22 protein-coding genes are annotated in these 23,163 nt (G+C 65.1%); 20 read left to right on the forward strand and 2 right to left on the reverse strand.

Features of this window, described 5'->3' with window-relative positions; translation table 11 throughout:
- Window positions 1-39 precede the first annotated feature (39 nt).
- From OXG30_13850 to OXG30_13915, 14 genes are read left to right on the forward strand one after another with little or no spacing between them, the layout of a single operon-like run.
- A complete protein-coding gene (locus tag OXG30_13850; protein ID MCY4135973.1) occupies window positions 40-519 on the forward strand; it encodes a dimethylsulfonioproprionate lyase family protein in 480 nt (159 codons plus the stop codon).
- A 22-nt stretch (window positions 520-541) separates the two neighbouring features.
- Window positions 542-1,294: a creatininase family protein gene (locus tag OXG30_13855; GenBank protein MCY4135974.1), complete on the forward strand. Its 753-nt coding sequence runs from the start codon at window positions 542-544 to the stop codon at window positions 1,292-1,294.
- Window positions 1,291-2,538, forward strand: coding sequence for an ABC transporter permease (locus tag OXG30_13860; protein MCY4135975.1), 1,248 nt, complete (start codon window positions 1,291-1,293; stop codon window positions 2,536-2,538). The genes OXG30_13855 and OXG30_13860 overlap by 4 nt, the downstream gene beginning before the upstream one ends.
- Window positions 2,539-2,558: 20 nt before the next feature.
- The gene (locus OXG30_13865; GenBank protein ID MCY4135976.1) at window positions 2,559-3,554 is read left to right on the forward strand and encodes a sugar ABC transporter substrate-binding protein; all 996 of its coding nucleotides are present in this window, start codon (window positions 2,559-2,561) and stop codon (window positions 3,552-3,554) included.
- A gap of 32 nt (window positions 3,555-3,586) precedes the next feature.
- Window positions 3,587-5,197, forward strand: coding sequence for a GMC family oxidoreductase (locus OXG30_13870; protein ID MCY4135977.1), 1,611 nt, complete (start codon window positions 3,587-3,589; stop codon window positions 5,195-5,197).
- Window positions 5,194-5,637, forward strand: a complete 444-nt coding sequence (locus tag OXG30_13875; protein ID MCY4135978.1) for a hypothetical protein — start codon at window positions 5,194-5,196, stop codon at window positions 5,635-5,637. The genes OXG30_13870 and OXG30_13875 overlap by 4 nt, the downstream gene beginning before the upstream one ends.
- Window positions 5,634-6,722, forward strand: coding sequence for a zinc-binding dehydrogenase (locus OXG30_13880; protein ID MCY4135979.1), 1,089 nt, complete (start codon window positions 5,634-5,636; stop codon window positions 6,720-6,722). Before OXG30_13875 ends, OXG30_13880 begins: the two co-directional genes overlap by 4 nt.
- A complete protein-coding gene (locus OXG30_13885; protein MCY4135980.1) occupies window positions 6,719-8,200 on the forward strand; it encodes an aldehyde dehydrogenase family protein in 1,482 nt (493 codons plus the stop codon). Before OXG30_13880 ends, OXG30_13885 begins: the two co-directional genes overlap by 4 nt.
- Window positions 8,197-8,913, forward strand: a complete 717-nt coding sequence (locus OXG30_13890; GenBank protein MCY4135981.1) for a class II aldolase/adducin family protein — start codon at window positions 8,197-8,199, stop codon at window positions 8,911-8,913. Before OXG30_13885 ends, OXG30_13890 begins: the two co-directional genes overlap by 4 nt.
- The gene (locus OXG30_13895; protein ID MCY4135982.1) at window positions 8,910-11,231 is read left to right on the forward strand and encodes a xanthine dehydrogenase family protein molybdopterin-binding subunit; all 2,322 of its coding nucleotides are present in this window, start codon (window positions 8,910-8,912) and stop codon (window positions 11,229-11,231) included. The genes OXG30_13890 and OXG30_13895 overlap by 4 nt, the downstream gene beginning before the upstream one ends.
- Window positions 11,228-12,043, forward strand: coding sequence for an ATP-binding cassette domain-containing protein (locus tag OXG30_13900; protein ID MCY4135983.1), 816 nt, complete (start codon window positions 11,228-11,230; stop codon window positions 12,041-12,043). The genes OXG30_13895 and OXG30_13900 overlap by 4 nt, the downstream gene beginning before the upstream one ends.
- Before the next feature lies 1 nt (window position 12,044).
- Window positions 12,045-12,821 (forward strand): LLM class F420-dependent oxidoreductase, encoded by a 777-nt coding sequence (locus OXG30_13905; protein ID MCY4135984.1) that lies wholly within the window; start codon window positions 12,045-12,047, stop codon window positions 12,819-12,821.
- A complete protein-coding gene (locus tag OXG30_13910; protein ID MCY4135985.1) occupies window positions 12,818-14,059 on the forward strand; it encodes an aspartate aminotransferase family protein in 1,242 nt (413 codons plus the stop codon). The genes OXG30_13905 and OXG30_13910 overlap by 4 nt, the downstream gene beginning before the upstream one ends.
- Complete coding sequence (locus OXG30_13915) at window positions 14,056-14,592, forward strand: MarR family transcriptional regulator (protein MCY4135986.1); 537 nt, start codon at window positions 14,056-14,058, stop codon at window positions 14,590-14,592. The genes OXG30_13910 and OXG30_13915 overlap by 4 nt, the downstream gene beginning before the upstream one ends.
- Here the strand turns inward: OXG30_13915 and OXG30_13920 are convergent.
- Complete coding sequence (locus OXG30_13920) at window positions 14,579-14,998, reverse strand: hypothetical protein (GenBank protein ID MCY4135987.1); 420 nt, start codon at window positions 14,996-14,998, stop codon at window positions 14,579-14,581. The genes OXG30_13915 and OXG30_13920 overlap by 14 nt on opposite strands.
- Before the next feature lie 143 nt (window positions 14,999-15,141).
- Between OXG30_13920 and OXG30_13925 the strand changes: the two genes are divergently transcribed.
- Window positions 15,142-17,040 (forward strand): PASTA domain-containing protein, encoded by a 1,899-nt coding sequence (locus OXG30_13925; GenBank protein MCY4135988.1) that lies wholly within the window; start codon window positions 15,142-15,144, stop codon window positions 17,038-17,040.
- A 9-nt stretch (window positions 17,041-17,049) separates the two neighbouring features.
- Here the strand turns inward: OXG30_13925 and OXG30_13930 are convergent, their stop codons facing one another.
- Window positions 17,050-17,475, reverse strand: a complete 426-nt coding sequence (locus OXG30_13930) for a hypothetical protein (GenBank protein ID MCY4135989.1) — start codon at window positions 17,473-17,475, stop codon at window positions 17,050-17,052.
- Between the two features lie 64 nt (window positions 17,476-17,539).
- Between OXG30_13930 and gatC the strand changes: the two genes are divergently transcribed.
- Genes gatC through OXG30_13955 form a run of 5 tightly spaced genes read left to right on the forward strand, consistent with a single transcriptional unit; the run spans window position 17,540 to window position 23,161 of the window.
- The gene (gatC, locus tag OXG30_13935; protein ID MCY4135990.1) at window positions 17,540-17,845 is read left to right on the forward strand and encodes an Asp-tRNA(Asn)/Glu-tRNA(Gln) amidotransferase subunit GatC; all 306 of its coding nucleotides are present in this window, start codon (window positions 17,540-17,542) and stop codon (window positions 17,843-17,845) included.
- A complete protein-coding gene (gene gatA, locus OXG30_13940) occupies window positions 17,842-19,257 on the forward strand; it encodes an Asp-tRNA(Asn)/Glu-tRNA(Gln) amidotransferase subunit GatA (protein ID MCY4135991.1) in 1,416 nt (471 codons plus the stop codon). Before gatC ends, gatA begins: the two co-directional genes overlap by 4 nt.
- Window positions 19,257-20,708: an Asp-tRNA(Asn)/Glu-tRNA(Gln) amidotransferase subunit GatB gene (gatB, locus tag OXG30_13945; protein MCY4135992.1), complete on the forward strand. Its 1,452-nt coding sequence runs from the start codon at window positions 19,257-19,259 to the stop codon at window positions 20,706-20,708. The genes gatA and gatB overlap by 1 nt, the downstream gene beginning before the upstream one ends.
- 40 nt (window positions 20,709-20,748) lie before the next feature.
- Entirely contained in the window at window positions 20,749-21,990 is a 1,242-nt protein-coding gene (locus OXG30_13950) for an MBL fold metallo-hydrolase (GenBank protein MCY4135993.1), read from the forward strand.
- Between the two features lie 13 nt (window positions 21,991-22,003).
- Window positions 22,004-23,161 (forward strand): nitroreductase family protein, encoded by a 1,158-nt coding sequence (locus OXG30_13955; GenBank protein ID MCY4135994.1) that lies wholly within the window; start codon window positions 22,004-22,006, stop codon window positions 23,159-23,161.
- The last annotated feature ends 2 nt before the right edge of the window (window positions 23,162-23,163 follow it).

Below are 23,163 nucleotides of genomic sequence, written 5' to 3' on the forward strand. Positions count from 1 at the left end.
AAGATAGCGAGCACTGAAATACCTAGGGGGAGGGGCAACGTGGCGAGTGAATTCACCGATGCCGATTTTTTCGAGCATGTCCAGCGGTACGGGGGCAAGGAACTTGACTGGGAGCCGTTTGCCGCGCAAGGAGACCTGAAGGAGGAGTACCGGCGGGCCCATGTGCGGATGGTGGGGGCAAGCATCACGGGAAAGCACTACGAGCCGGGAACGGTCACGGCCGACAATTTCACCCTGTCGGTGATGATGATGCCCCCCGGTGCGGTGGCCCCCTCCCACGCACATGAGGTGGAAGAGGTTTTCTTCGTGGTCAAGGGAGAGTTGACCGCGTGGTGGGAGGATGACGACGGGCGGATCGTCGATACGGTCCTGAAGGAACGAGAGATGATCTACAGCCCTGCCGGAATCATGCACGGATTGCGCAATCACACTGATGAGGAAGCCCTGGTGCAGGTGGTGATCGGCGTCGGCCGCCCGCAGAAGCCCACCTATCTCGACGCCACCCTTACCAACCTCTGAGGCGCTCGTGCGGCTGGGGGAGATGAGCTGGACGGCTTTGGGTGAGCAGCTCAAACAGGGTCCGCTGGATGTGATTGTGCCCCTGGGCGCCCTCGAGCAGCACGGTCCTCATCTTCCCCTGGACACCGACTCCCTTATCGCCGAGGCGGTAGCCGACCGGGCGGCACAAACGGCGGGGGAGTGCATGGTGGTGCCCGGCATCCCCATAGGCGCCTCTAGTCACCATCTGGCTTTTCCCGGCACGGCCAGCCTGAGCGACACAACTCTCCGCAGCATGATGGTGGAAGTGATCCAGACCCTGCTGAGCCACGGTTTTCGGGGGGCCTATTTGGTGACCGGCCATGCCGGGAACGTCGGTGCTATGGCCGCAGTCATGGCTGAGTTGGATCCCACCGAACGGAGCCGGGTGGTCTCGTTCGACGATTGGCCCGCCCAACGGGACGCCGTTCATCGGGTGGCCGAGGATCAGCTCGGTTTGGACCGCGAGTTGGTCGGAACCCACGGCGGTCACTTCGAGACCAGCATCATTCTGGCCATCGCTCCCGACCGGGTGGATATGGCGTCGGCAGTTGCCGGCCATATCGGACCAGCAGCCTCGGCCAGTGCCAAGTTGCGCTCCGGGGGCATGGCCGCCCTCTCCCCGGTTGGCATCATCGGCGACCCCCGCGGGGCCACCGCGGATGCCGGGGAGCGCTACCTCGACGCCTTGGTGGATCTGGTGGTCGAGGGCATCGAAGCCCATCGCCATCGGTCGAGGCAAGAGGTGGCCCCGTGACCGAGCCGGCGGTCGCGATGGACTGGGACAGGATCCGTGTCGCCATACCCCGGGTGGTGGAAGCCGGGTTCGCGATCTTCGTGGTCATCATTTTGGGCGCGGTGATGACGGTCAAGTCCGACGTGTTCCTGACCACCGGCAACCTCCAGAACATCCTTCTGCAAACCTCGTTCTTGGCCTGCGCGGCCTTTGGGATGACCCTGGTCATCATCGCGGCCGAACTAGATCTGTCCCAGGGGTCCGTGCTGGCCCTCATCGGGGTGGTGGCGGCCGAGACCATGGTGCGGAACAACAGCATTGTGCTCGGCTTGCTGGCCGGTGTGGGCGTGGGCATCGCCGCTGGACTGTTCAACGGGCTCATCACCGCGGTGCTCAAAGTCCCGTCGTTCATCACCACCTTGGGGCTTCTGATCATGGCGAGGGGATTGGCCCGTGAAATCACCGCGGGCAACACGGTGGGCAACCTCCCTGGCGGCTGGAAGGCGTGGTGGAGCGGAGAGTTCATCGGCTTGCGAATGCCCATTTGGGTCGCGCTGGGCCTTGGCGTGGTCTACCACGTGATCCTGCGCTATTCCCGGTTCGGACTGCGGATCTACGCAGTGGGGGGGAACGCCGAAGCAGCCCGCCGGGCCGGAATCAACGTCACCAGAGTGCGGGTCACGGTGTTTGTGCTGGGAGGACTCGCCGTCGCGGTCGGAGGCTTCACCCTGCTGGGCCGGGTCAATGTCGGCCAGCCCAACGCCGCGGTGCTTACTGAGCTCTATGCGGTGGCCGCGGTCGTTCTCGGAGGCACCAACCTGTTCGGAGGACGGGGATCAATACCCCGCACCCTTGCCGGGGTGTTGCTGATCGGGGTGATTCGCAACAGCCTCAACCTGCTCAATGTGTCGTCCAACATGCAGGACGTGTGGCTGGGCGTTGTCTTCGTGCTGGCCATGACCTCACAATTCCTGCGCCGCTACTTGGACCGCTGGGCCAATCGAAGCGAGGACACCGCCATTGAAGTCGAAGTCGAGCACGAACTCGATGAAGAACGTCGCGCCATCGAACGGGCCGAGCAATCGGCCCGATCGGGCGAGAGAGAACTCCAAGATGCCGACCAGACCGAGCAATCGGCCCGATCGGGCGAGAGAGAACTCCAAGATGCCGACCAGACCGAGCAATCGGCCCGATCGGGCGAGAGAGAACTCCAAGATGCCGACCAGACCGAGCAATCGGCCCTGTCGACGTCGGAGCAACCATAAACACCCGGAGGGGAACCACAATGAAAACCAAAAAACTGTTGTTCAAACTTCTGGCGCTGCTGTTGGCCTTTGGGCTGGTGGTGTCGGCCTGTGGCAACGACGATGACGACGACGCCGCGTCCGGTGACGGAGGCTGTGAGGAGATCTACGAGGTGCGATACGCCAACCTGGCGACCTTCATCTTGTACTTCCGCGACCTCGAAGCTGGCCTGGCCGAGTTCGGCGCCCAGAACTGCTGGAACTTCGTCGCCGCCGACGCTGCGTACGTGATTGAAGACCAAGTGGCTCAGATCGAGGACTTCGTCACCCAGGGGGTCGACCTCATCATCGCCTCGCCTGGCGACCGCCAAGCGCTCATTCCCGCATATGAAGCCGCTGCGGCTGCCGGCATCCCCATGCTGTCTACTGGCGACAGCGTGCAGGAGGCCGCCCCGGAGATCGGCTTCATCGGCACTGACTGGGGTGTTGAGGGCACCAAGCAGAGCGAGTGGATGGTCGAACAACTCGGCGGATCGGGCAAGATCGCCCGGATCGGCGGACCGGGGGCCAGCGAGTATGTGGAGAAGCGGCGCGAGGGCTTCGAGCACACCATGGAGGCCAATCCCGGCGTCGAGGTGGTGTTCAACCAGAGCGCCAACAGCTTCACCGCTGAAGAGGGCCTCCGTTTGGCTCAGGACGCGCTGACCGCCAATCCCGACCTCGACGGAATATGGGCCGACAGCGACGCTCTGGCATTGGGCGCGGCCACCGCAGTGGAAGAGGCCGGCATCGACCATGCCGACATCCTCGTCACCGGTACCGACGGCGAGCCGGCGGTGTTCGATCAGATTCGGGCTGGTACCGGCGTGGATATGACCATCGCCCTGCGGGGCTACCAGTGGGGTTGGCAGACTGCCGAAGTCGCCCACCAGTACCTCACTACCGGCAGCACTGGCCAGGGATACTTCATCCAGGCCCCCACCTTCGTGGTGGATGCCGACACTATCGAAGGCATGACCAACGCCGACCTCCGGTAGGGGTTCTCCCCTCCGGTAACCCGAAAGCGAACATGACCTATCGGGCCGACGTCTTGATTATCGGTGCCGGTGCGTCCGGCGGGGTGGCGGCGCGCCACCTGGCCGAGCACGGCTTCGATGTCGTCTGCCTTGAGCAGGGCGATTGGCCCGATAGGTCCGCGTTCCCCGGCACTCGACCTGATTGGGAGCTGGCCATACGCAAGGACTGGGCCATGAGCCCCAATGTGCGTAATCGGCCGGAGGACTACCCGGTGGTTCACGATGAGTCGGACATCGAGCCCCTCATGTACAACGCGGTGGGGGGCAGCATGATCATCTACGCCGGGACGTGGCCTCGGATGCTTCCTTCGGACTTCCGGGTGCGGACGATGGACGGGGTGGCCGACGACTGGCCCATCGCCTACCGGGAGCTGGTGCCGTACTACGACGCCATCGACCAGCAGATCGGCGTGTCCGGCTTGGCCGGAGACCCGGCCTATCCTCCCCACGACGACTACCCGCTGCCTCCGCTGCCCTTGGGTGCGGCCGGGCGGCGGGTGGCTGAGGGGCACAACCGGCTGGGATGGCACTGGTGGCCTGAGCCCAATGCCATTTTGTCCGCCCCCTACGACGGGCGGCGACCGTGTGTGCAGCGGGGAGTGTGTACCTCAGGGTGCGCCGAGGGGGCCAAGGCCTCAACCGACCTGACCCACTGGCCCAAGGCGACCGCCGCCGGAGCCCGGCTCATCACCGGCGCCCGGGTCAGCCGAATCACTATGGGCCCGCGAGGGCTGGCCACCGGGGCCGTCTGGCTGGATCGCTCTGGCGTCGAGCGCCACCAGGAGGCTGATGTGGTGATCTTGGCGGCCAACGCCATCGGCACGGCCCGGCTGCTGCTGCTGTCGGCCGACGACCGCCACTGCCCCGATGGGCTGGCCAACTCCAGCGGCTTAGTGGGTCGTCGCTTGATGATGCACCCGTTCTCGGTGGTGACCGGGTGGTGGGACGATCAGGTGGAGGGCTGGCAGGGCCACTTCGGGGCCAGCATCACCAGCTACCAGTTCTACGAGACCGACCCCGGTCGCGGGTTTGTCAGGGGAGCCAAGTGGGCGCTTTCACCGGTCGGTGGTCCCCTCAACCACATCTTGCCCATGCGGGCTGGCAACGAGGTTTGGGGACCGGATCACCATGTACTCATGGGCCGCACCTTCGGCCGAGGAGCGAGCTGGGCCATTTTCGGCGAGGATCTTCCCGAGGAGTCCAACCGAGTAGAACTCGATTCCGAGTGCATTGACACCCACGGAATACCCGCGCCCCGGGTGAGCTACCGGATCTCCGACCACTCGCGGCGGCTGATGGCCTTCCAGGAAGACCGGGCCACCGAATCGCTGAAGGCATCGGGGTGCCAGGAGACCGCAGTGGCCAGCATGATCCCCTATTCGGGATGGCACCTCATGGGAACCGCCCGTATGGGCAATGACCCGGCTACTTCGGTGGTCAATCCCCGCCAGCAAGCTCACGACGTGGCGAACCTCTATGTCGCCGACGCCAGCGTGTTCGTGACCAGTTCCGGGGTCAATCCCACATGCACCATCACCGCGCTGGCCCTGCGGACCGCGGACCTGCTGGTTCGGCACCGCAGCGAGCAGAAAGTCCCGGCATGACTGCTGCCGTATCGCCTGCCGAAACCGCCGACATCGACATCGGTCGGCTGACTGCCCTCGCCGATGTGATGCTTCCCGCGGCCCACGGCATGCCCGCAGTCTCCGACGTGAAGGCAGTGGAGTTTTATCTGGCTCAAATTCTCAGTTGGCGCGACGATCTCCGCCAGCCCTTGGTCCGGGCGGTGGACGCGCTCGATCCAACTTCGTTCACCGTCGACCGACTGGCGGCCCTCCACGCCGACGACGAGGCCGCTTACGTCGCGCTGACCATCGCCGTCGCGGCCTGCTATTACCTCAGCCCGGTGGTACGCGAGCAGATCGGCTACCCCGGCCAGGTGGCCAAGACCTACGACCCCTACGCCTACACCGAGTGGGTGGCCGAAGGCCTGCTCGATCCGGTGGTTGAGCGGGGCCCGATATGGCGGGAGGCTCCCGAATGAGTCGGGCAGTGATGTTGGCGGACTACAGCCACGGACCCACGATTGAATCGCTCGATCTAGGGCCCGTTCTTCCCGGGGGCGCGCTGGTGCGGATCGACGCCGCCACCGTGTGCGGAACCGATGTCCACATCTCCGATGGCGTCTTCGGGCATCTGGCCCGTCTGCCCCTGGTAATGGGCCACGAGGGCACCGGCACGGTTGTGGAGTTGGGCCCGGGGTTGGAGCGCGACGCGCTGGGGCAGCCGATTCGAACCGGAGATCGCATCGTCTGGGCCCACAACTGGTGCGGCCGGTGCTATTTCTGTGCGGTGGCCAAGCAGCCCACGCTGTGCGAGAACACCATGGGCTATGGGTGGGGTCCCTATGAGGAGGGCGTGGCCAGCGGGACTTTCTCAGAACACCTTCATGTCTCTCCCGATTCGCGTGTCCTGCGGGTTCCCGCTGGTGTGTCCAGCCCACTGGCCTCGGCGGCCACCTGCGCTTTGCGCACGGTCATGCACGCCCTAGATCGAATGCCCCGCATTCGCTTCAGCGACACGGTGGTCGTTCTCGGGGCCGGTCCGGTCGGGGTTCTGGCCGCGGCGGCGGCTATGCGGAGTGGAGCCGACCAGGTAGTCCTCATCGGTGCGCCAGGGTCCCGGCTGGCCGCCACCGAGTCGTGGGAATTGACCGCCCGCATCAACATCGATGACACCGAGCCCGACGAGAGAATCGAAGCGGTTCGCAGCATGACGGAGGGCAGGGGGGCAGACATCGTGCTCGAATGCGCGGGGCCGCCCGATGCCTTCACCGAGGGTATGGAGATGGTGCGGGCGGGGGGCACGCTCATGGTGATCGGCCAAGCCCACGGCGAGACAGTGCCCGTGCCGACCACGGCCATGAAGGTCCGCCAGCTCACGGTGAGGACTTCGCTTTCGGCCGACATCTCCCACTTCCACGACGCCCTCCGGTTCTTGGACCGGCACGGCGGCGAGCTGGAGCTGGAATCGGTGGTGTGCTCAACGGCCTACTCGCTGGATCAGGTGACCGACGCGCTGGTCGCCATGCGGTCCGGCGCCGAGATGAAACCGGTGATTTTGCCATGACTGTCGAACTTCTTGAAGTCGACCTCCGCGACCGCTATCCGCTGTTGGTGGGAGACGGCGAGGTGTCCGATGGCGACATGATGGCGGCCATTGCCCCGGGCACCGGCGAGACGGTGGCCGAAGTGCCGCGAGCCGATGCCGCGGTGGTGGATCGCGCCGTCGATGTGGCTGCGAAGGCCCAACCGGGATGGGCGGCGCTGTCGGCCGCTGAGCGAGGCCGATATCTGCGCGCTCTAGCCGACGCGGTGCGGTCGCAAACTGAGCGTCTGGCCCGGATCGACGCCATGGACAGCGGGAACCCCGTGGCCGCCATGCGCAATGACGTGGCCTACGGGGCCGATGCCCTGGACTACTTCGCCGGCATCGCCCGAGAACTGCACGGAAAGACCCTGCCAGCCTCGGCCAACAGCCTCCATCTGACCTTGCGAGAGCCCTACGGCGTGGTGGGGCGCATCCTGCCCTTCAACCACCCGCTGATGTTCACCCTGTTCCACTCGGCCGCTCCTCTGGCCGCGGGCAACACCGTCATCGTGAAGGCCCCCGACCAAGCCCCCATATCCCCCTTGGAAGTGGCCTATCTCGCCGCGGAGATTCTTCCTCCCGGCGTGCTCACCGTGCTCACCGGTGACGGGGCGACAACGGGCGAAGCCTTGGTGGCCCACCCGGGCGTTGGCCGGATCGGGTTCACCGGGCGGGGCACGACCGGGCTGCGGGTGATGGAGGCTGCTGCGCAATCCGGGCAGGTCAAGAACGTGACCATGGAGCTCGGGGGCAAGAACCCCCTTCTGGTGGCGCCCGATGCCGATCCCGCATTCGTAGCCGAGCAGGCCGTGGGAGGGATGAACTTCGAGTCCTCCCAGGGGCAGTCTTGTGGGTCTACTTCGCGGCTCTATGCCCCGGCTGATCTGCACGACGAGATCGTTGACGCCGTGGCCGCCCGACTCGACCAAATCAGGGTGGGCGATCCTCTGGATTCCGCCACCACCATGGGGCCGCTGGTGTCGGAACCTCAGCTCAGGCGGGTGCGGGGCTTCGTGGAGACCGGCCACTCCGAGGGTGCCCGGCTGATTCGGGGCGGTGGCTCTCCCAACGGCGTGCCCGAGGGCGGGTACTACCTGGTGCCGACGCTGTTCGACCGGGTGGAGCCGGGCCATGTCATTGCCACCGAGGAGATATTCGGTCCGGTGCTGTCGGTTCTGGAATGGCGAGACCCCGACGATCTCATCGCCCAGGCCAATGCCACCCGCTATGGACTGACCGCCAATATCATCACCAACGACTTGGACTGGGCCATGGACGCCGCCCGCCGAGTACAGGCCGGATGCGTCTGGATCAATGGGCGGGGCCAGCACTTCCTGGAAACGCCATTCGGCGGGTACAAGGACTCCGGGTTGGGAGCAGAGGGATCGATGGAGTCGCTGCTCAGCTACACCCGCACCAAAGTCGTTCACATTCTCGATATCGGAGCGCGGCCATGAGCAGCAACAGCACCGAGGCCATTGCGGTTCTCAGGGAGAAGATCGCCACGTCTACTCGGATATTGGTCCGCGAGCGGCTGATCGGCCCCTTTGGCCACCCGTCGGCCCGGATTCCGGGCACCGACTTGGTGGCAGTGCTGGGGCACACACATGACGATGTGAAGGATCTGGCCAAGACGGAGCCGAGCGATGTGGTGGTGATGGACCTGGACGGCGAGGTTGTGGACGGATCGATGGATGCTCCCGGAGAGCGGTTCATGCACACAGAGATATATCGGGCCCGCCCCGATGTGGGAGCGGTGATCCACGCCCACCCCATGCACTGCATTGCCTTCTCTATGACCGACGTTCCCCTCGCCCCGGTCTGGCACCTGTGCACGCTGTTTGCCGACGGCGTGCCGGTGTACGACTCCGCAGTGCAGATTGACAACCCTGAGCGGGGCCAGGCAGTGGCCGCGGCCCTGACCGACCGGAAGGGGATCCTGCTGAAGGGGCACGGCCTGACAGTGGTGGGCTCGTCCATCGAGGAGGCCACCGTCAGCGCAGTCAACCTCGAGCGCTCAGCACGATTGCAGATCATGGCCCGAGGTCTCGGCACGGTGGAATCAATCGACCGGTCTGAGCTGACCGACGAGCTGCTCACCGACGGACTGACGCTGGAGGAGTACACCCATACCCAGTGGGACTACTGGGCGATGGAGATAGCCCGGTGAAGGCACTGCGGCGGGAGGATCCCCGGTTGCTGCGGGGCGGCGGACGCTATGTGGCCGACATCGAGCTTGCGTCGATGCGCTATGTCGCGTTCGTTCGCAGTCCTGTGGCCCACGCCGACGTGAACGGGGTGGAATTGCCCCCGGACGTTGTTGGCTGGACCGGCGCGGATCTGATCGGGCGGATCGACACGATGGCGCCCAACGAGGCCGATGGCGGCGTCTACCAGGACAAATTGCTGGAATCTCTGGGCGACGAGCGGCTATTCGTTCGCCATGAGGGTCGGCCGCTGCTAGCGGTGGACCGGGTACGACATGTGGGCGATCCGATTGCGGTCGTCATCGCCGAAACCCCCTATGCCGCAGCAGACGCTGCTGAACGGGTGCTCCTCGACCTGGCTCCCCGTACGCCAGTGATCGATCCCTTCGCGGCACTGGCCGACGACGCTCCCCGGCTGTACGACCACTGGCCCGACAACCGCTCTTTGTTTATCGCCGCCGGATTTGGCGACATTGACGGTGCCTTCGCCGAAGCCGCCCACGTCAGCCAGCGGCGACTGCACTCGGGCCGACTGGCCTGTCACCCGATGGAGCCGAGGGGCGTGGTGGCCGAGCACGATCCCCGTACCGACCTGCTCACCGTGTGGAGCAGCACTCAGATTCCCCATCCGCTGCGCACCGCCTTGGCCAAGGCTCTAGGCAGGCCGGCGCACCGCATTCGGGTTGTGGCCCCCGATGTGGGTGGCGGCTTCGGCGTCAAGGCCATTCCCTATGCCGAAGAGCTGGTAATGGCCTTTCTGGCCTTGGAGATGGGGGTCGCCCTCAAGTGGGTAGAGCAGCGGAGCGAGCACGGCCTGGCCGCGATCCAGTCCCGAGACCAGATCCACGAGATTGAGATGGCCCTCGACGGCGACGGTCGCATCTTGGGAGTGAGAGACCGCTTCGTCGTGGACAATGGAGCGGCCAATCCACTGGGCGTGGTCCAGCCCTATAACACCCTGGCCCACCTGTGCGGCTGCTACCGGGTGCCGGCTTTGGACGTGGAAGCCACCGCGGTGGTCACCAACAAGGCACCGGTCTCGCCCTATCGAGGAGCAGGAAGGCCCGAAGCGGTCTTTGCCATGGACCGCATCATCGAGGTGGCCGCCCGAGAAATGGGCATCGACCCGGTGGAGCTTCGCCGTCGCAATCTCATCACTGCCGACGAGATGCCCTATTCGGTGGGTCTCAACTACCGAGATGGCACGCCCATGACCTACGACAGCGGAGACTTCTCCGGATGCTTCGAGGCGGCCATGGAGTCGAGCGGGATGACACAGGGCCTTCGGGGTGGGGCGCGGGACGAATACGGTCGGTTGGTCGGCGTCGGTGTCTCCACCTATGTGGAGGGTACGGGAGTGGGGCCGTTCGAGAGCGCTCGGGTGCGGGTGGACGAGACCGGTTGGGTCGAGGTGGCTACCGGGGCGTGCTCACAAGGCCAGGGACATGAGACGGTGTTTGCCGAGTTGTGCGCTCAAACGCTTGGGGCCGACCCCGATCGGGTGACGGTGATTGGAGGTGACACCGCCGCGGTCGAACATGGCTGGGGCACGCTGGCCAGCCGCAGCGCGGTGGTGGCAGGCAGTGCAATCCATGAGGCGGCCACGGCCCTGCGAGAACGGATTGTGAATGCGGTGGCTGATCATTGGGAGTTGTCTCCCGCTGACCTGAGCATCCGACGGGGCGCAGTGGAGGTAGTGGGAACGCCCACTCGGCGCATGGAGTTGGCCGAGGTGGCCGCCGGTTTCGCTCCGGGAGGGGTGTTCGCCAACGGCAGCGAGGCAAGCTTGGACGAGGTGGTCTGCTTCGAGCCTCCGACGGTGACCTTTGCCGCCGGAGTGCATGTGGCCCGGGTTGCCGTCGATCCGACCACGGGCGCGGCCGAAGTTCTGGACTACGTCGTGGCCCACGACTGCGGGCCACTGCTGTCCCCCATGATCGTGGACGGCCAGATCGCTGGGGGAGTGGCCCAGGGGATCGGAGCAGCGCTGTTCGAGCAAGTTGCCTACGACGCCGACGGACAGCCCCAGAATCCCAGCCTGGCCGACTACCTGGTGCCCGACGCCGCCGGAGTGCCCGAATTGGCCGTCACCCATCTCGAGACGCCATCGCCGCTCAATCCGCTGGGCATAAAGGGCGTGGGGGAGGCGGGAGCAATCTCGCCTCCGGCCGCGGTAGCCAACGCCATTGAGGACGCCTTGTCCGAATTGGGCGTCCAGGTGAACCGGGTGCCGGTCTCACCCGACTATCTGTTCGAGCAATTGCAGGGAGCAAGATCATGACCGCTAGCCAACCTGGATCAGTTGCCGACACCTCCCGCACCGAGGGCTCCCAGCCGTCGGAAATCGCGCTGAGCGTGTCGGGGATCCACAAGCGCTATGGAGGGGTGGTTGCCCTTCGGGATGTGTCGTTGGACTTTCCCACCGGATCGCTCACCGCCATAGTGGGCGACAACGGAGCCGGCAAGAGCACCCTGCTCAAGGTGATCTCCGGTGCGGAGCAGCCCGATGCGGGAAGAGTCGTGCTGCACGGCGAGGCCCGTCGGTTCCGGTCCCCGTTGGACGCCCGCACGGCTGGCATCGAAACCGTGTACCAAGACTTGGCGCTGGCCGACAATCTCGACGCGGCCCAGAACCTGTTCATGGGGCGCGAGCACAAAGTGGGGTGGGGGCCGTTCACTTTCCTGCGGCGCCGGGCCATGCGTCGAGACACCGAGCAGATCATCCGTCGGCTCAACATCAAGATCCCGTCGGTGCGTATTCCGGTCCAGCACTTCTCCGGGGGCCAGCGTCAGGGAGTGGCCATCGCCCGGGCCATGAACTGGGGCAACGAGGTGATAATCATGGACGAGCCCACCGCCGCTCTGGGCATCGCCGAGACGGCCCGAGTGGAAGACCTCATCACCACCCTGCGGGAGCGCGAGCTGACCATCATCGTGGTCAGTCACAATCTGGACCAGGTGTTCCGCCTTGCCGACCGGATAGCGGTGATGCGCCGGGGCCAGCTCATCGAGCTCTTGGACGCTCACAGCACCGACGCGCAAAAGCTGGTTTCGCTCATTACCGGTCTGGCTGCCTCTCACGAAGGGGCGTGAAATGGCGCCCCGGGTAGGAGTCCAGATCAGGCCCAACCATGTGACCTGGGACGAGATGGCGGCCGCTTGGCGGCACGCTGACAAGGCTGGTGCCGACAGCATCTGGACGTTCGACCACTTCTTTCCGATTGACGGCGACCTCGAGGGCACTGCCTTCGAGTGCTGGTCCACGTTGGCGGCCATGGCGTCAGTCACCAAGAGGGCCCAAATCGGCCCGCTGGTCACCGGCACCGGATTCCGCAATCCCGATCTGCTGGCCGACATGGCCCGAACGGTGGACCACGCCTCGGGAGGCCGATTGGTGCTCGGCCTGGGTTCAGGCTGGTTGGAGCGCGACTACCAGTCTTACGGGTATGCCATGTCCCGTGATGCCGATCGAATTCGAGAGATGGAGGTGGCTATCCACCGAATCCGCCACCGGCTGGGACAGCTCAGGCCCGGCCCAGTGGGACCGCTTCCCATTCTGGTCGGCGGTCTGGGTCCGCGGATGACCCTGGATGTGTGCGCCCGGCTGGCCGATGCCTGGAACGGCTGGGGCACGCCCGATGAGATCGCCCACCTCAACCGGGTGCTGGACGGATGGTGCGAGCGGGCTGAGCGCGATCCATCTCAGATAGAGCGGACGGTGGCGGTGTTCGAAACCGCCAGCGATGCCACCTACGACGACTACACCGCCGCCGGGGCCGATCACCTGATCTTGGTGCGGTCGGGTCCCGACTATCAGATTGAAGAACTGGAGTCCCTTTTGGCCTGGCGGGACTCGCGGAGCGGGTCATGAAGAGCGCGTCCGGCTCGTTGTGGATGCCGTTCACCTCTGCTGGCGGCAGCACGCCACCGGTGGTGGTGGCTGGTGACGGGAACTACGTGGAGACCGATGACGGGGCTCGGCTGCTTGACGGCACGGCCGGAGGAGTGGCCTGTGTGATCTTGGGACACGGCCGAACCGAGATCGCCGACGCAGTGAGCGACCAACTCCGCATCCTGGAGTATCACTGCCTGTTCGGCTACAGCCATCCCCGGGCTCAGGAACTGGCCGAGGCTGTTGCCGCCCGAACTCCTGGCGATCTGAACCACGTCTTTTTCACAAACTCCGGCTCCGAGGCGGTAGAGACCGCCCTCAAGATTGCCCGCGGGTACTGGCGCCGGGTCGGCCAGGCATCCAAAACCGGCTTTGTGTCGCTGCATCGGGGCTACCACGGCATGAACCTTGGGGGGATTTCGGTGGGGGGCCTGACGGAGAACCGGTCGGGATTCGGACCTCTACTGGAAGGCTGCACTCAGGTACCGGCCCACGAGGTCGATACACTGGAACGCGAACTGGTCCATCGCGATCCGAGCACTATCGCTGCGGTGATTATGGAGCCGGTGCAGGCCGCTGGAGGGGTATACCCGCCGCCTGAGGACTATTTGTCCGAGGTAAGGGCGATGTGCGACCGCCATGATGTGCTGCTCGTGCTGGATGAGGTGGTATGCGGATTCGGACGGCTGGGGCACTGGTTCGGCGGTCACCGCTATGGGGTGGTTCCCGACATCATGACGGTGGCCAAAGGGCTCACATCGGCCTACATACCGATGGGGGCGGCCATAGCCAGCAGCGGGATTCACGAGGCATTCGTCGATCCCGAGGGCTCGATCGAGCTGATGCACGGTTACACCTACAGCGGGCATCCCGCGGCCTGTGTCGCCGGGCTGAAGGTGATCGAGATTCTGGAGCGAGAAGGCCTTGTCGACCACAGCCGCCAGACCGGGCGTCATCTCCAAGAGCGAGTCGGCAAGCTGGACTCCCTGCCAGTTGTGGCCGAAGTCCGAGGAGAGGGGATGCTGGCCGCAGTCGAGTTGGCCGGTGACAGCCCTGAGCCCCTCGTGGTCGAGGCCCAGCGTCGCGTCCAGTCTGCTGGAGTGCTGGTGCGGGCCCAAGCCGACCACCTGGGCATCTACCCGCCGTTCACGTTTACCGATTCAGAGGTGGATCGAGTAGTCGACACCATCGGAACGGTGCTGGAGGAGTTGTCGTGACCTACGACCGAGTTGACTCGATATTGGAGCAGTGGGCCAGCGAGCGTCCTGATCTGGACGCATCACCCATTGGCATCTTCGGGCGAATCTCTCGGATCGACCGATTGTTCGAGCAGTCAATGGCCGAGTTCCTCCGCCCCCACGGCCTTACGCTCGGCCTATTCGACGTCCTGGCAGCATTGCGGAGAAACGGGGAGCCGTTTCAGGCCAAGCCAAGCGAGCTGGCCGCCATGACCATGCTGACTTCGGGGGGAATGACCGGGCGCGTAGACCAGCTTGAGAAGCTGAATCTGATCCGCCGGGTGCCCGATCCCGACGACCGCCGGGTGATGATGGCCCAGCTCAGTCCGGAGGGCAAGGACCTCATAGACCGGCTCATGGGCGAGCACCTAGAACGCGAGCGGGACCGATTGGAGTGGTTGCAGGACGGAGAATCGGTGGAGTTCGCCGGATACTTGCGCCTGCTGGAGGCATCCCTGCGGTCCCTCCATGGACAAGCGCGGGGGAAGGTTTCAGCGACTAGGAAGCCGTGAAGCACCAAGAGATGGTGTCGGCATCGGCGGGACCGACCTCTTGGCGCCAATAGGTCGCCAGTACGCAGTTTTGTTCGGCGCGCAGGCTCTCGATCGCCTTGCCTTGATCGGGGCGAAATGTGAAGCGGTTGAGGTTGGGGAGATGTCGAATCTGACCAGGCGGTATCTCCACTCCGTTGATGGTCAGGCGGGCGTCGTAGCCGGCAGCCAAGTCGATGCCCACAGTTTCCTGGGAGAGGACTTCAGCGTTGCGGGGAGGGATGAGCTCGTCCACCGCGGCGTTGCCGGTGACGGCCACGTCGTTGTCGTCGGTGTCGGCCAGGAACAATGCCAAGAGAATGGCCGCGGCTCCCATCAGGGCCGCAATGCCCAACAGCACCCGGCGCAGAACGATGGATTCCAGCACGCTTCAAGTGTGCCCGCTGACAGGGTACGGAGACACCCTGGGTGGCGCGGAACTTGTTGATTCGCCAGGTACCCTCAGAGTGTGACCCAAGTAAGCGGGGCGCCCGGTGACCCTCAGTCAACTACACCGCCTCGGTGGTCAGCATGACCCAAGGCAGCGGGGAGATCGGCCGAGTTCTGGGCGGGCGCTACCGGCTTGTGACCCGCATCGGCGCCGGTCGATTCACCCATGTCTACTTGGCCTACGACTTGTCTCAGTCGCGTCGGGTGGCGGTCAAGCTGCTGGCCGAGGAGGTGTTGCCCGAGGGGTGGAACAGAGACGGGGTTTTCACCAGACGCTACCTGGAGGCTGCCGAGGAGGCTGCCGCGGTGGTTCACCCGCATCTGGCCGCCGTGTACGACTGGGGAGACTCCGAGGTCGGCCCCTATGTGGTGAACGAGTATCTGGTAGGCGGGAGCCTTCGGGGAATGCTCGATTCTGGGCACTTGCTGTCGCCTTCGCAGACGCTGATGGTTGGATTGGAGGCAGCCCGCGGGCTCGAGCACATTCATCGCCTTGATCTCGTCCATCAAGATGTCCGGCCCTCCAACATCCTGTTCGACGGCCGCGGCCGATCTCGTCTGGCTGATCTGGGCACGTCATCGGTATTGAACTCGTTCGAGTCGGGGGGGGCGCTCATGTCGAGGTCGGTCTTCTCGGAGATCGACGCGGTGCGCTATTCCTCCCCGGAGCAGGCGCAGAGGCTGGCTCCCGACCACAAGAGCGACGTGTATTCCTTGGTTCTGGTGCTCACCGAGGCGTTGTCGGGCCGAGTGCCATTCGAATCCGACGATCCCGAATACACGCAGATGGCCAAGATGAGCCGCCAGCTCGACCTGGCCGGTCAATTCGACCGGTTGGGACGGGTGTTGGAGATGGCGGGACGGCCGGAAAGGGACGATCGTCCCAGTGCCCGCGATCTGGGACTCGCGCTGCTGGCCTCGGCAGGAACGCTGCCCCGGCCGGTTCCGCTTCCGCTGCCCAAAGAAGGGCCGGAGATCCCCGATACCGCGGAGACCGCCGCGGTAGGGGCACCGTCGAATCGTTCAGATGCGGCAAGCGCACCGCCCGATGCCAGAGGCCCGGGGTTCAGACGCCTGCTGGCAGCGCTGGTGGCCATGGTGTTGCTGGGAGCAGCCGGATTTGGGGCATTTGCCCTCTGGGAGAGGCAATTCGGCACAGAAACCCAGCCGGTGCCGGATCTGTCTGGCGCTGACGAAGCTGAAATGCTCCGCATTGAGAGCGAATTCGGCTGGGTTCTCAATCGCCTCGACCAAAGACAAAACGGCACGGTGGCGGGCCAGGTACTCCGACAAGCGCCTCAGCCGGGTACCGGATTGGAGGAGGGGAAGACTGTCACGGTGTGGGTGTCATTGGGTCCTGAGCTGGTAGCAATTCCCAGCAACCTGGCCGGTCTCGCGGCGGAGGATGCTGAGACTTCGCTGGGTGCGGTGGGTCTTTCGGTGGGGGATATCACCCAGCGGCCCGACGAATCGGTGATCGCTGGGGTGGTCATCGAGGTGGACGAGCTCTTCACCGAGGTAGAGCCGGGCTCCAGCGTGGATTTGGTGGTTTCGCTTGGGCCTTTGCCTCGCGTGGTGCCCGACATCGAAGCCGGATCTTCGTTGGCCGTAGCCAGGGAAAGGCTGGAACAAGTCCGTCTGGGAGTGTTGGAGTGGCGGGTGTCAGACAATGAGGTGCAGGTCGACCACGTGGTGAGATTGGAGCCCCCGCCGGGAACCGAGGTGGCCGCCGACTCGATAATCACTGTGGTGGTCTCCACTGGGCCTGAGCAGGTACGAGTGCCCGATGTGGCCACCCTCGGAGTTGGCGATGCCCTAGGCGTTCTGGAAGAAGCGGGATTGTGTCTTGGCGAGGTCGAGGGTCCGCTGGAATCCGAGATTCTGGCATCCAACCCTCCCGCCGACACCGTGGTTGACTTCGGCACGTGCGTGGACCTGTTCACCCGCCCCGACGAAGAAGAGGGTGACAGTTCCGGATAAGGCTTACCACTATTCCAGGTCGGTGATTGCCTGAAGGCGGGCTTGAGCATGTCGGGCGAAGGCGATTTGCTCTTCGCTCGTTCCCTCGCCGAAGAGTATGAGGACGAGGGCCAAGTCGCCGTCTACCCGAAGGGCGCCGGTGAGAAAGCCGTGGGCAACGGCATCGGGATCGTCGGTCACGAACGCGGCCAGAGCCGCGGAATAGTCCAGTACGACGGTGGCATCAGGGTCTTCCAGATTGCCGGGAACGGGCAGCGGTCCCCCCGCTTCGGTGTCGATGTAGGCCTGGAACCGGCCGTCGCCGAAGGGGGTTCCGGTGACCATCAGGTTGACTTTGGCATTCTGCCGTGCCGCTGGCGCCTTTGGGGCAAGCTCATCCCGCAGCGCCATTGCTGCCTCGATCCATTCGGGGCTGAGAAACCGGTGCGACCCCATCATGGCAACGTAGACCGCCGAAAGACTCCGGCGCGGGAATGGGGCGGTACGATGTCGATTCGGTATGGGGCAGCAACGCATAACTCGGGCCGAGTGCGCCCATGTGGCCGCGTTGGCCCGCCTGGAGCTGACCGATGAGGAGCTGGACCGCTTCACCGGCCAGCTCGACGAGCTGCTGGACCATGTGGCCGAGGTGGAGGCGCTGGACTTGGAGGAGCTCCCTCCTACGATGCATGCCCTGCCCATTGCCAACCTGCTTCGTCCGGACACGCCTGGCGAGGTGCTCGACCGCGACGAGGTTCTATCTCAGGCACCGGTGGCTGAAAACGGGCAGTTCCGAGTTCCTCCAATACTGGGGGAGGCACCGTGAGCGCAGTGGAAATTGCCGCGGCAGTGCGGTCGGGACGCCAATCAGCCCGCTCGGCGGTCGAAGAGTGCTTGAGTGTGATCGAAGAAGGCGATGCTGAGGTCCATGCCTTCAACCTGGTGACCGCGTCGCGGGCTTGGGCTCGGGCTGACGAGATTGATGCCCAAGTGGCGGAGGGACAAGACCCTGGTCCGCTGGCCGGGGTTCCCGTCGCCCTCAAAGACAACCTGTGTACTCGGGAGGTGCCCACCACGTGCTCTTCTCGCATCTTGGAGGGTTGGGAGCCCCCGTATGACGCCACGGTGGTGGAGAAGCTCCACAATGCTGGGGCCATAGTGGTGGGCAAGACCAACATGGATGAATTCGCCATGGGCAGTTCGACGGAGAATTCGGCGTTCGGTCCCACCCGGAATCCGTGCAACCCCAGCCGCGTGCCGGGTGGGTCGTCGGGGGGGAGCGCGGCCGCCGTGGCCGCCGGGTTCGCCCCCATTGCGCTGGGCAGCGACACCGGAGGATCGATTCGCCAGCCCGCGGCGTTGTGCGGGGTTGTCGGAGTGAAGCCCACTTACGGGTTGGTGTCCCGCTACGGGTTGGTGGCCTTCGCCTCCTCTTTGGACCAGATTGGCCCGTTCACCACCACGGTGGCCGACTCGGCCGCGGTACTGGATGTCATAAGCGGGCCTGACCACCGCGACTCCACCAGCATCCGGGAATCCCAGCCTCCGGTGACCGATACGCTGACCGACGGAGTGGATGGGCTCCGGGTGGGAGTGCTGGCCGAGTTGAGCGGCGACGGCATAGCCCCCGATGTGTCGGCTCGCTTGCGGGCCGCGGTTGGCGCCCTGGAATCGGCTGGGGCCCGAGTAGCCGAGGCCAGCGTCCCTGCGGCGGTGTTCGGACTGTCGGCCTACTACCTGATCGCCCCCGCTGAGGCGTCCAGCAATCTGGCCCGCTACGACGGGGTCCGCTACGGATTGCGGATGGACGCTTCCAGCACGCCTGACATGAACACCGCCACCCGCTCGGCTGGCTTCGGCGATGAGGTCAAGCGCCGCATCATGATCGGAACCTACGCCCTGTCGGCCGGGTACTACGACGCCTACTACGGCAAGGCGCAGAAGGTCCGCACACTGATCATCAACGACTTCGCCTCGGTTTGGGAGCAGTTCGACCTGTTGGTGAGCCCTACCTCGCCCACCACCGCGTTCTCGCTGGGCGAGCGCACCGCCGATCCCATGGCCATGTACATGAGCGACGTCTGCACCGTTCCGGTGAACCTCACCGGACAGACCGCCATGTCGGTGCCCTACGGCGTCGGCGACGACGGCCTGCCGGTGGGCGTGCAGGTCATGGCCCCCGCCTTGGGCGAATCGGTCATGTTCCGGGCCGCTGCGGTTCTGGAAGCGAGCCTGTGATGATCGCGGCCACCCTCGACGTACCTGGATTGGGCGCTCCAGCCGACACCGAGTGGGAGACGGTGGTGGGGTTGGAGGTCCATGCCGAGCTGGCCACCGAGACCAAGCTGTTCAGCGCCAGTCCCAATCGGTTCGGCGGCGAACCCAACACCCACATCGACCCGGTGTCGCTTGGATTGCCGGGTTCGCTCCCTGTCCTCAACGAAAAAGCGGTGGAGTTGGCCATCCGGGTGGGACTGGCCCTCAACTGCCGAGTCCAGCCATCGATTTTCGCCCGCAAGAACTACTTCTATCCCGACATGCCCAAGGATTTTCAGATCAGCCAGTACGACCAGCCGATCAACGTCGACGGCTGGCTGGAGCTGCCCTCAGGCAAGCGGGTCGGAATCGAGCGGGCCCATCTGGAGGAGGACACCGGCAAGACCGTCCACATCGGCGGGGGAGGGCGCATCCACGAGGCCGGTTACTCGCTGGTTGACTACAACCGGGCCGGGGTGCCGCTCATTGAGATCGTGGGCCACCCGGAGCTGCGGTCGGCTGAGGAAGCCCGCCAGTACGTGACGGAGTTGCGAGCCGTTCTGGTGGCGGTGGGGGCGTCGGACGGCAAGATGGAGGAGGGTTCGCTGCGGGTGGACTGCAATGTGTCGGTGAGGCCGGTGGGCAGCAACCGGCTGGGCACCCGGTGTGAGATCAAGAACGTGAACTCGTTGCGCTCGCTGGGCCGGGCCATCGAGTACGAGTCACGCCGTCAGATCGATCAGTTGACCAGCGGCCATCCGATAGAGCAGCAGACCCGTCATTGGAACGAGGACGACGGGCGCACCCACGCCCTGCGCTCCAAGGAGGAGGACTACGACTACCGCTACTTTCCCGAGCCCGATCTACTGCCGCTTGACCCCAGCGCCGAGTGGGTGGAGCAGATCCGCCAGGCGCTGCCCGTATTGCCCCGCGACCGCCGGCAGTCCCTGGCAGAGGCAGCCCCCACAGTCGAGGCCGATCACATCGCACTGGCCGTCGAGCGCTCGATGGATGAACTGGCGCTGGTCGCCATCAGCGGGGGAGGGCCATCCGAGCGGGTGATGACCCATGTCATCCAAAACCTGGCCAACGGAGTTGGAATGCTTACCCCCGAATCCCTAGCCGGCTTGGTGGCCCTGGAGGAGGCGGGCGAGTTGACCGCAACCCAGGCCAAAAAGGTGCTGGCTGTGCTGGTGGAGAGAGGGGTATCGCCCCAAGAAGCGGCCCAGTCACTGGGGTTCGAGGCCATGGACTCCGGCGAGCTGGAGGCCCTGGTGGATGGGCTCATCAGCGAGCACCCCGACGAGTGGTCTCGCTTCTGCGATGGCGACAACAAGCTCACCGGATTCTTCGTCGGCCAAGTGATGAAGACCACCCAGGGACGGGCCGACGGAAAAGCTGTCACCCAGCTCCTCAACGCCCGCCGGGGCTAGGCGGCTGCGATTAGGACGATTGGGTAGGGTGCGGGGCGATATGACGCTTTTGGAACAGTCGGCCCGTTTGATCGACGAGTCGATCTACGAGGGACCGCGGTCAGTCCAGCCCATGGACGGCTCATTCCACGAGATCGCCGATGGCATTGCCGTAGTGTGCGCCTTCTCCCACGTCTGGTCGCTGGCCACTGACGAGGGGCTGGTGGCAATCGACACGTCGCTGCCGATGTTCGCTCCCGGCGTGCTGAAGCACCTCCATAAGTGGAGGAGCCAGCCGGTTCACACGATCGTTTACACCCACGGCCACGCCGACCACGTCGGCGGCGCCCCAGCCTTCGTCGAAGATGCCAAGGAGCGAGGAAGTCCGGCCCCCCGGGTGGTCGCCCATGAGGCAGTGCGACCCCGTTTCGACCGCTACAACCTCACGCACGGCTACAACCAAACGATCAATCGCCGCCAGTTCAGCGCCAACGACATGTTGGACCTGTTCGCCGACAACTGGGTGTACCCGAACACCACCTATGCCGATGCCCTCGATCTGGAGGTGGGCAGCGCTTCGCTTCAGCTCATGCACGCCCAGGGGGAGACCGACGACCACACCATGGTGTGGATGCCCCAAGAGCGGGCGCTGTTTGTGGGTGACCTGTTCATCTGGTTCTTCCCCAACGCGGGCAACCCCCAAAAGGTGCAGCGCTACCCCTCCGAGTGGGCCGCCGCTCTGCGGCGAATGATCGAGTTGCGTCCGGCTTTCCTGCTTCCGGCCCACGGCCTGCCCATTGCCGGCGAGGAGCGCATTGCCATGGTGCTGGATGATGTGGCCACCGCGCTGGAGGGTCTGGTGGCCGACACGCTGGAGATGATGAATGCCGGGGCGCGCCTCGACGACATCATTCATCAGGTGCGGGTTCCCGACGAGCTCATGGCTAAGCCTTACCTGCGAGCCGCCTACGACGAGCCCGAGTTCGTGGTACGCAACATCTGGCGGCTCTACGGTGGCTGGTACGACGGCAACCCTGCTCGCCTCAAGCCTGCCTCCGACCAGGCTCTGGCCGCTGAGGTGGCTCAGTTGGCCGGAGGCGCGGCGGCTGTGGCGGCCAGGGCCGCTGAACTCAGCAAAGCTGGCAATCTGAGGTTGGCCTGCCACCTCGCCGAGTGGGCTGCCCAAGCGGCACCTGATGACGCCGATGTTCTCGAGGTGCGAGCCGACATCTACCGCCAGCGGCGAGACCAAGAGCAGTCGCTTATGTCCCGAGGCATCTACAACGACGCCAGCCAATCATGAGGGTAAGCCGATCATGAAGATTGACACGGAAGCGGTGGATCTGGCCCTGACCACGACCAGGGCGGTGCGGAAGCGGCTGGATCTAGAGCGACCGGTGGACGACCAGATCATCCTCGACTGCATCGACATCGCCGAGCAGGCCCCCACCGGGGGCAACCAGACCAGCCGCCGTTGGATCGTGGTGCGCGATCCGGAGATCAAACAGGAGCTGGCCCGGCTTTACCGCGAGGTGGTGGGCGGCTTCATGCTCGAGGCTCGCGACCGCTTGGAGGGCACCGATCATCCCCGGGCCAGAACGGTGAGTTCGTCCGCCTATCTGGTGGAGCACCTGGCCGAGGTGCCAGCGATTGTTATTCCCACCATCGTGGGCCGTCACGACGGCAGCGGCGCGCCCGGCTTGTTCGACTCGGTCATCCAGAGCGGGTGGAGCTTCTGTGTTGCTTTGCGGGCCCGGGGGTTGGGCACCACTTGGACCACGGCCATCCTGGCCAAGGCCCCCGAGTTGAAGGAGCTGCTGGGCATCCCCGCAGAGATCACCGAGATCGCCATGTTCCCGGTGGCCTGGACCAAGGGCACCGACTTCCGACCCGCTCGCCGTACCCCAGCCCGAGACATCACCTTTTTCGACGGCTACGGCCGCATCTACGAGTCGGGGCCGGGATCATCGGCGACGATGGCCGCCGGTCCCGGAATGGTGGTGGAGACCGACATCGCGGCCGAGGTGGACGAAGTCTGGGCCGCAGTCACCGACATCGACCTGCCGGCGCAGTTCTCCGACGAGTTCACTGGGGCAAATTGGGACGAGGGTTTCGACGGCCCTGCCCTGGGGGCTGTGTTCACCGGCCGCAATCACCTAGAGGCGATGGGCGACTGGGAGGTCCCCTGCTTTGTGGACGTGTGCGAAGAGCCCACGGCCTTCGGCTGGTGTACCTCCGATCCCGACAATCCCGGCGCTAGGTGGCGCTTTGAGCTCCAGCCCCTTATGGGCGGCGGCACCCGGCTGCTGTACCGCCTCCTCCTCGGCCCCGGCCCCTCGGGTCTCAACATGTTCATCGAACAGAACCCCAACAAAGAGCACCGGATCATCGCCAATCGCCTCCGAGTCCACCGGGTCAACATGCAGCGGGTAATAGACGGCATCAAAGCCCACATCGAGGCCGCCGCCGGCTAGTC

The sequence above is a fragment of the bacterium genome, from assembly GCA_026708015.1.
GTDB lineage: Bacteria > Actinomycetota > Acidimicrobiia > Acidimicrobiales > Bin134 > Poriferisocius.

Excerpts from the sequence above, each read along its gene's own strand:
- OXG30_13855 (MCY4135974.1), top strand. The coding sequence starts at position 542 with ATGAGCTGGACGGCTTTGGGTGAGCAGCTCAAACAGGGTCCGCTGGAT.
- OXG30_13865 (MCY4135976.1), top strand. The coding sequence starts at position 2,559 with ATGAAAACCAAAAAACTGTTGTTCAAACTTCTGGCGCTGCTGTTGGCC.
- OXG30_13870 (MCY4135977.1), top strand. The coding sequence starts at position 3,587 with ATGACCTATCGGGCCGACGTCTTGATTATCGGTGCCGGTGCGTCCGGC.
- OXG30_13875 (MCY4135978.1), top strand. The coding sequence starts at position 5,194 with ATGACTGCTGCCGTATCGCCTGCCGAAACCGCCGACATCGACATCGGT.
- OXG30_13880 (MCY4135979.1), top strand. The coding sequence starts at position 5,634 with ATGAGTCGGGCAGTGATGTTGGCGGACTACAGCCACGGACCCACGATT.
- OXG30_13885 (MCY4135980.1), top strand. The coding sequence starts at position 6,719 with ATGACTGTCGAACTTCTTGAAGTCGACCTCCGCGACCGCTATCCGCTG.
- OXG30_13890 (MCY4135981.1), top strand. The coding sequence starts at position 8,197 with ATGAGCAGCAACAGCACCGAGGCCATTGCGGTTCTCAGGGAGAAGATC.
- OXG30_13900 (MCY4135983.1), top strand. The coding sequence starts at position 11,228 with ATGACCGCTAGCCAACCTGGATCAGTTGCCGACACCTCCCGCACCGAG.
- OXG30_13905 (MCY4135984.1), top strand. The coding sequence starts at position 12,045 with ATGGCGCCCCGGGTAGGAGTCCAGATCAGGCCCAACCATGTGACCTGG.
- OXG30_13910 (MCY4135985.1), top strand. The coding sequence starts at position 12,818 with ATGAAGAGCGCGTCCGGCTCGTTGTGGATGCCGTTCACCTCTGCTGGC.
- OXG30_13925 (MCY4135988.1), top strand. The coding sequence starts at position 15,142 with ATGACCCAAGGCAGCGGGGAGATCGGCCGAGTTCTGGGCGGGCGCTAC.
- OXG30_13930 (MCY4135989.1), bottom strand. The coding sequence starts at position 17,475 with ATGGGGTCGCACCGGTTTCTCAGCCCCGAATGGATCGAGGCAGCAATG.
- gatC (MCY4135990.1), top strand. The coding sequence starts at position 17,540 with ATGGGGCAGCAACGCATAACTCGGGCCGAGTGCGCCCATGTGGCCGCG.
- gatB (MCY4135992.1), top strand. The coding sequence starts at position 19,257 with ATGATCGCGGCCACCCTCGACGTACCTGGATTGGGCGCTCCAGCCGAC.
- OXG30_13950 (MCY4135993.1), top strand. The coding sequence starts at position 20,749 with ATGACGCTTTTGGAACAGTCGGCCCGTTTGATCGACGAGTCGATCTAC.
- OXG30_13955 (MCY4135994.1), top strand. The coding sequence starts at position 22,004 with ATGAAGATTGACACGGAAGCGGTGGATCTGGCCCTGACCACGACCAGG.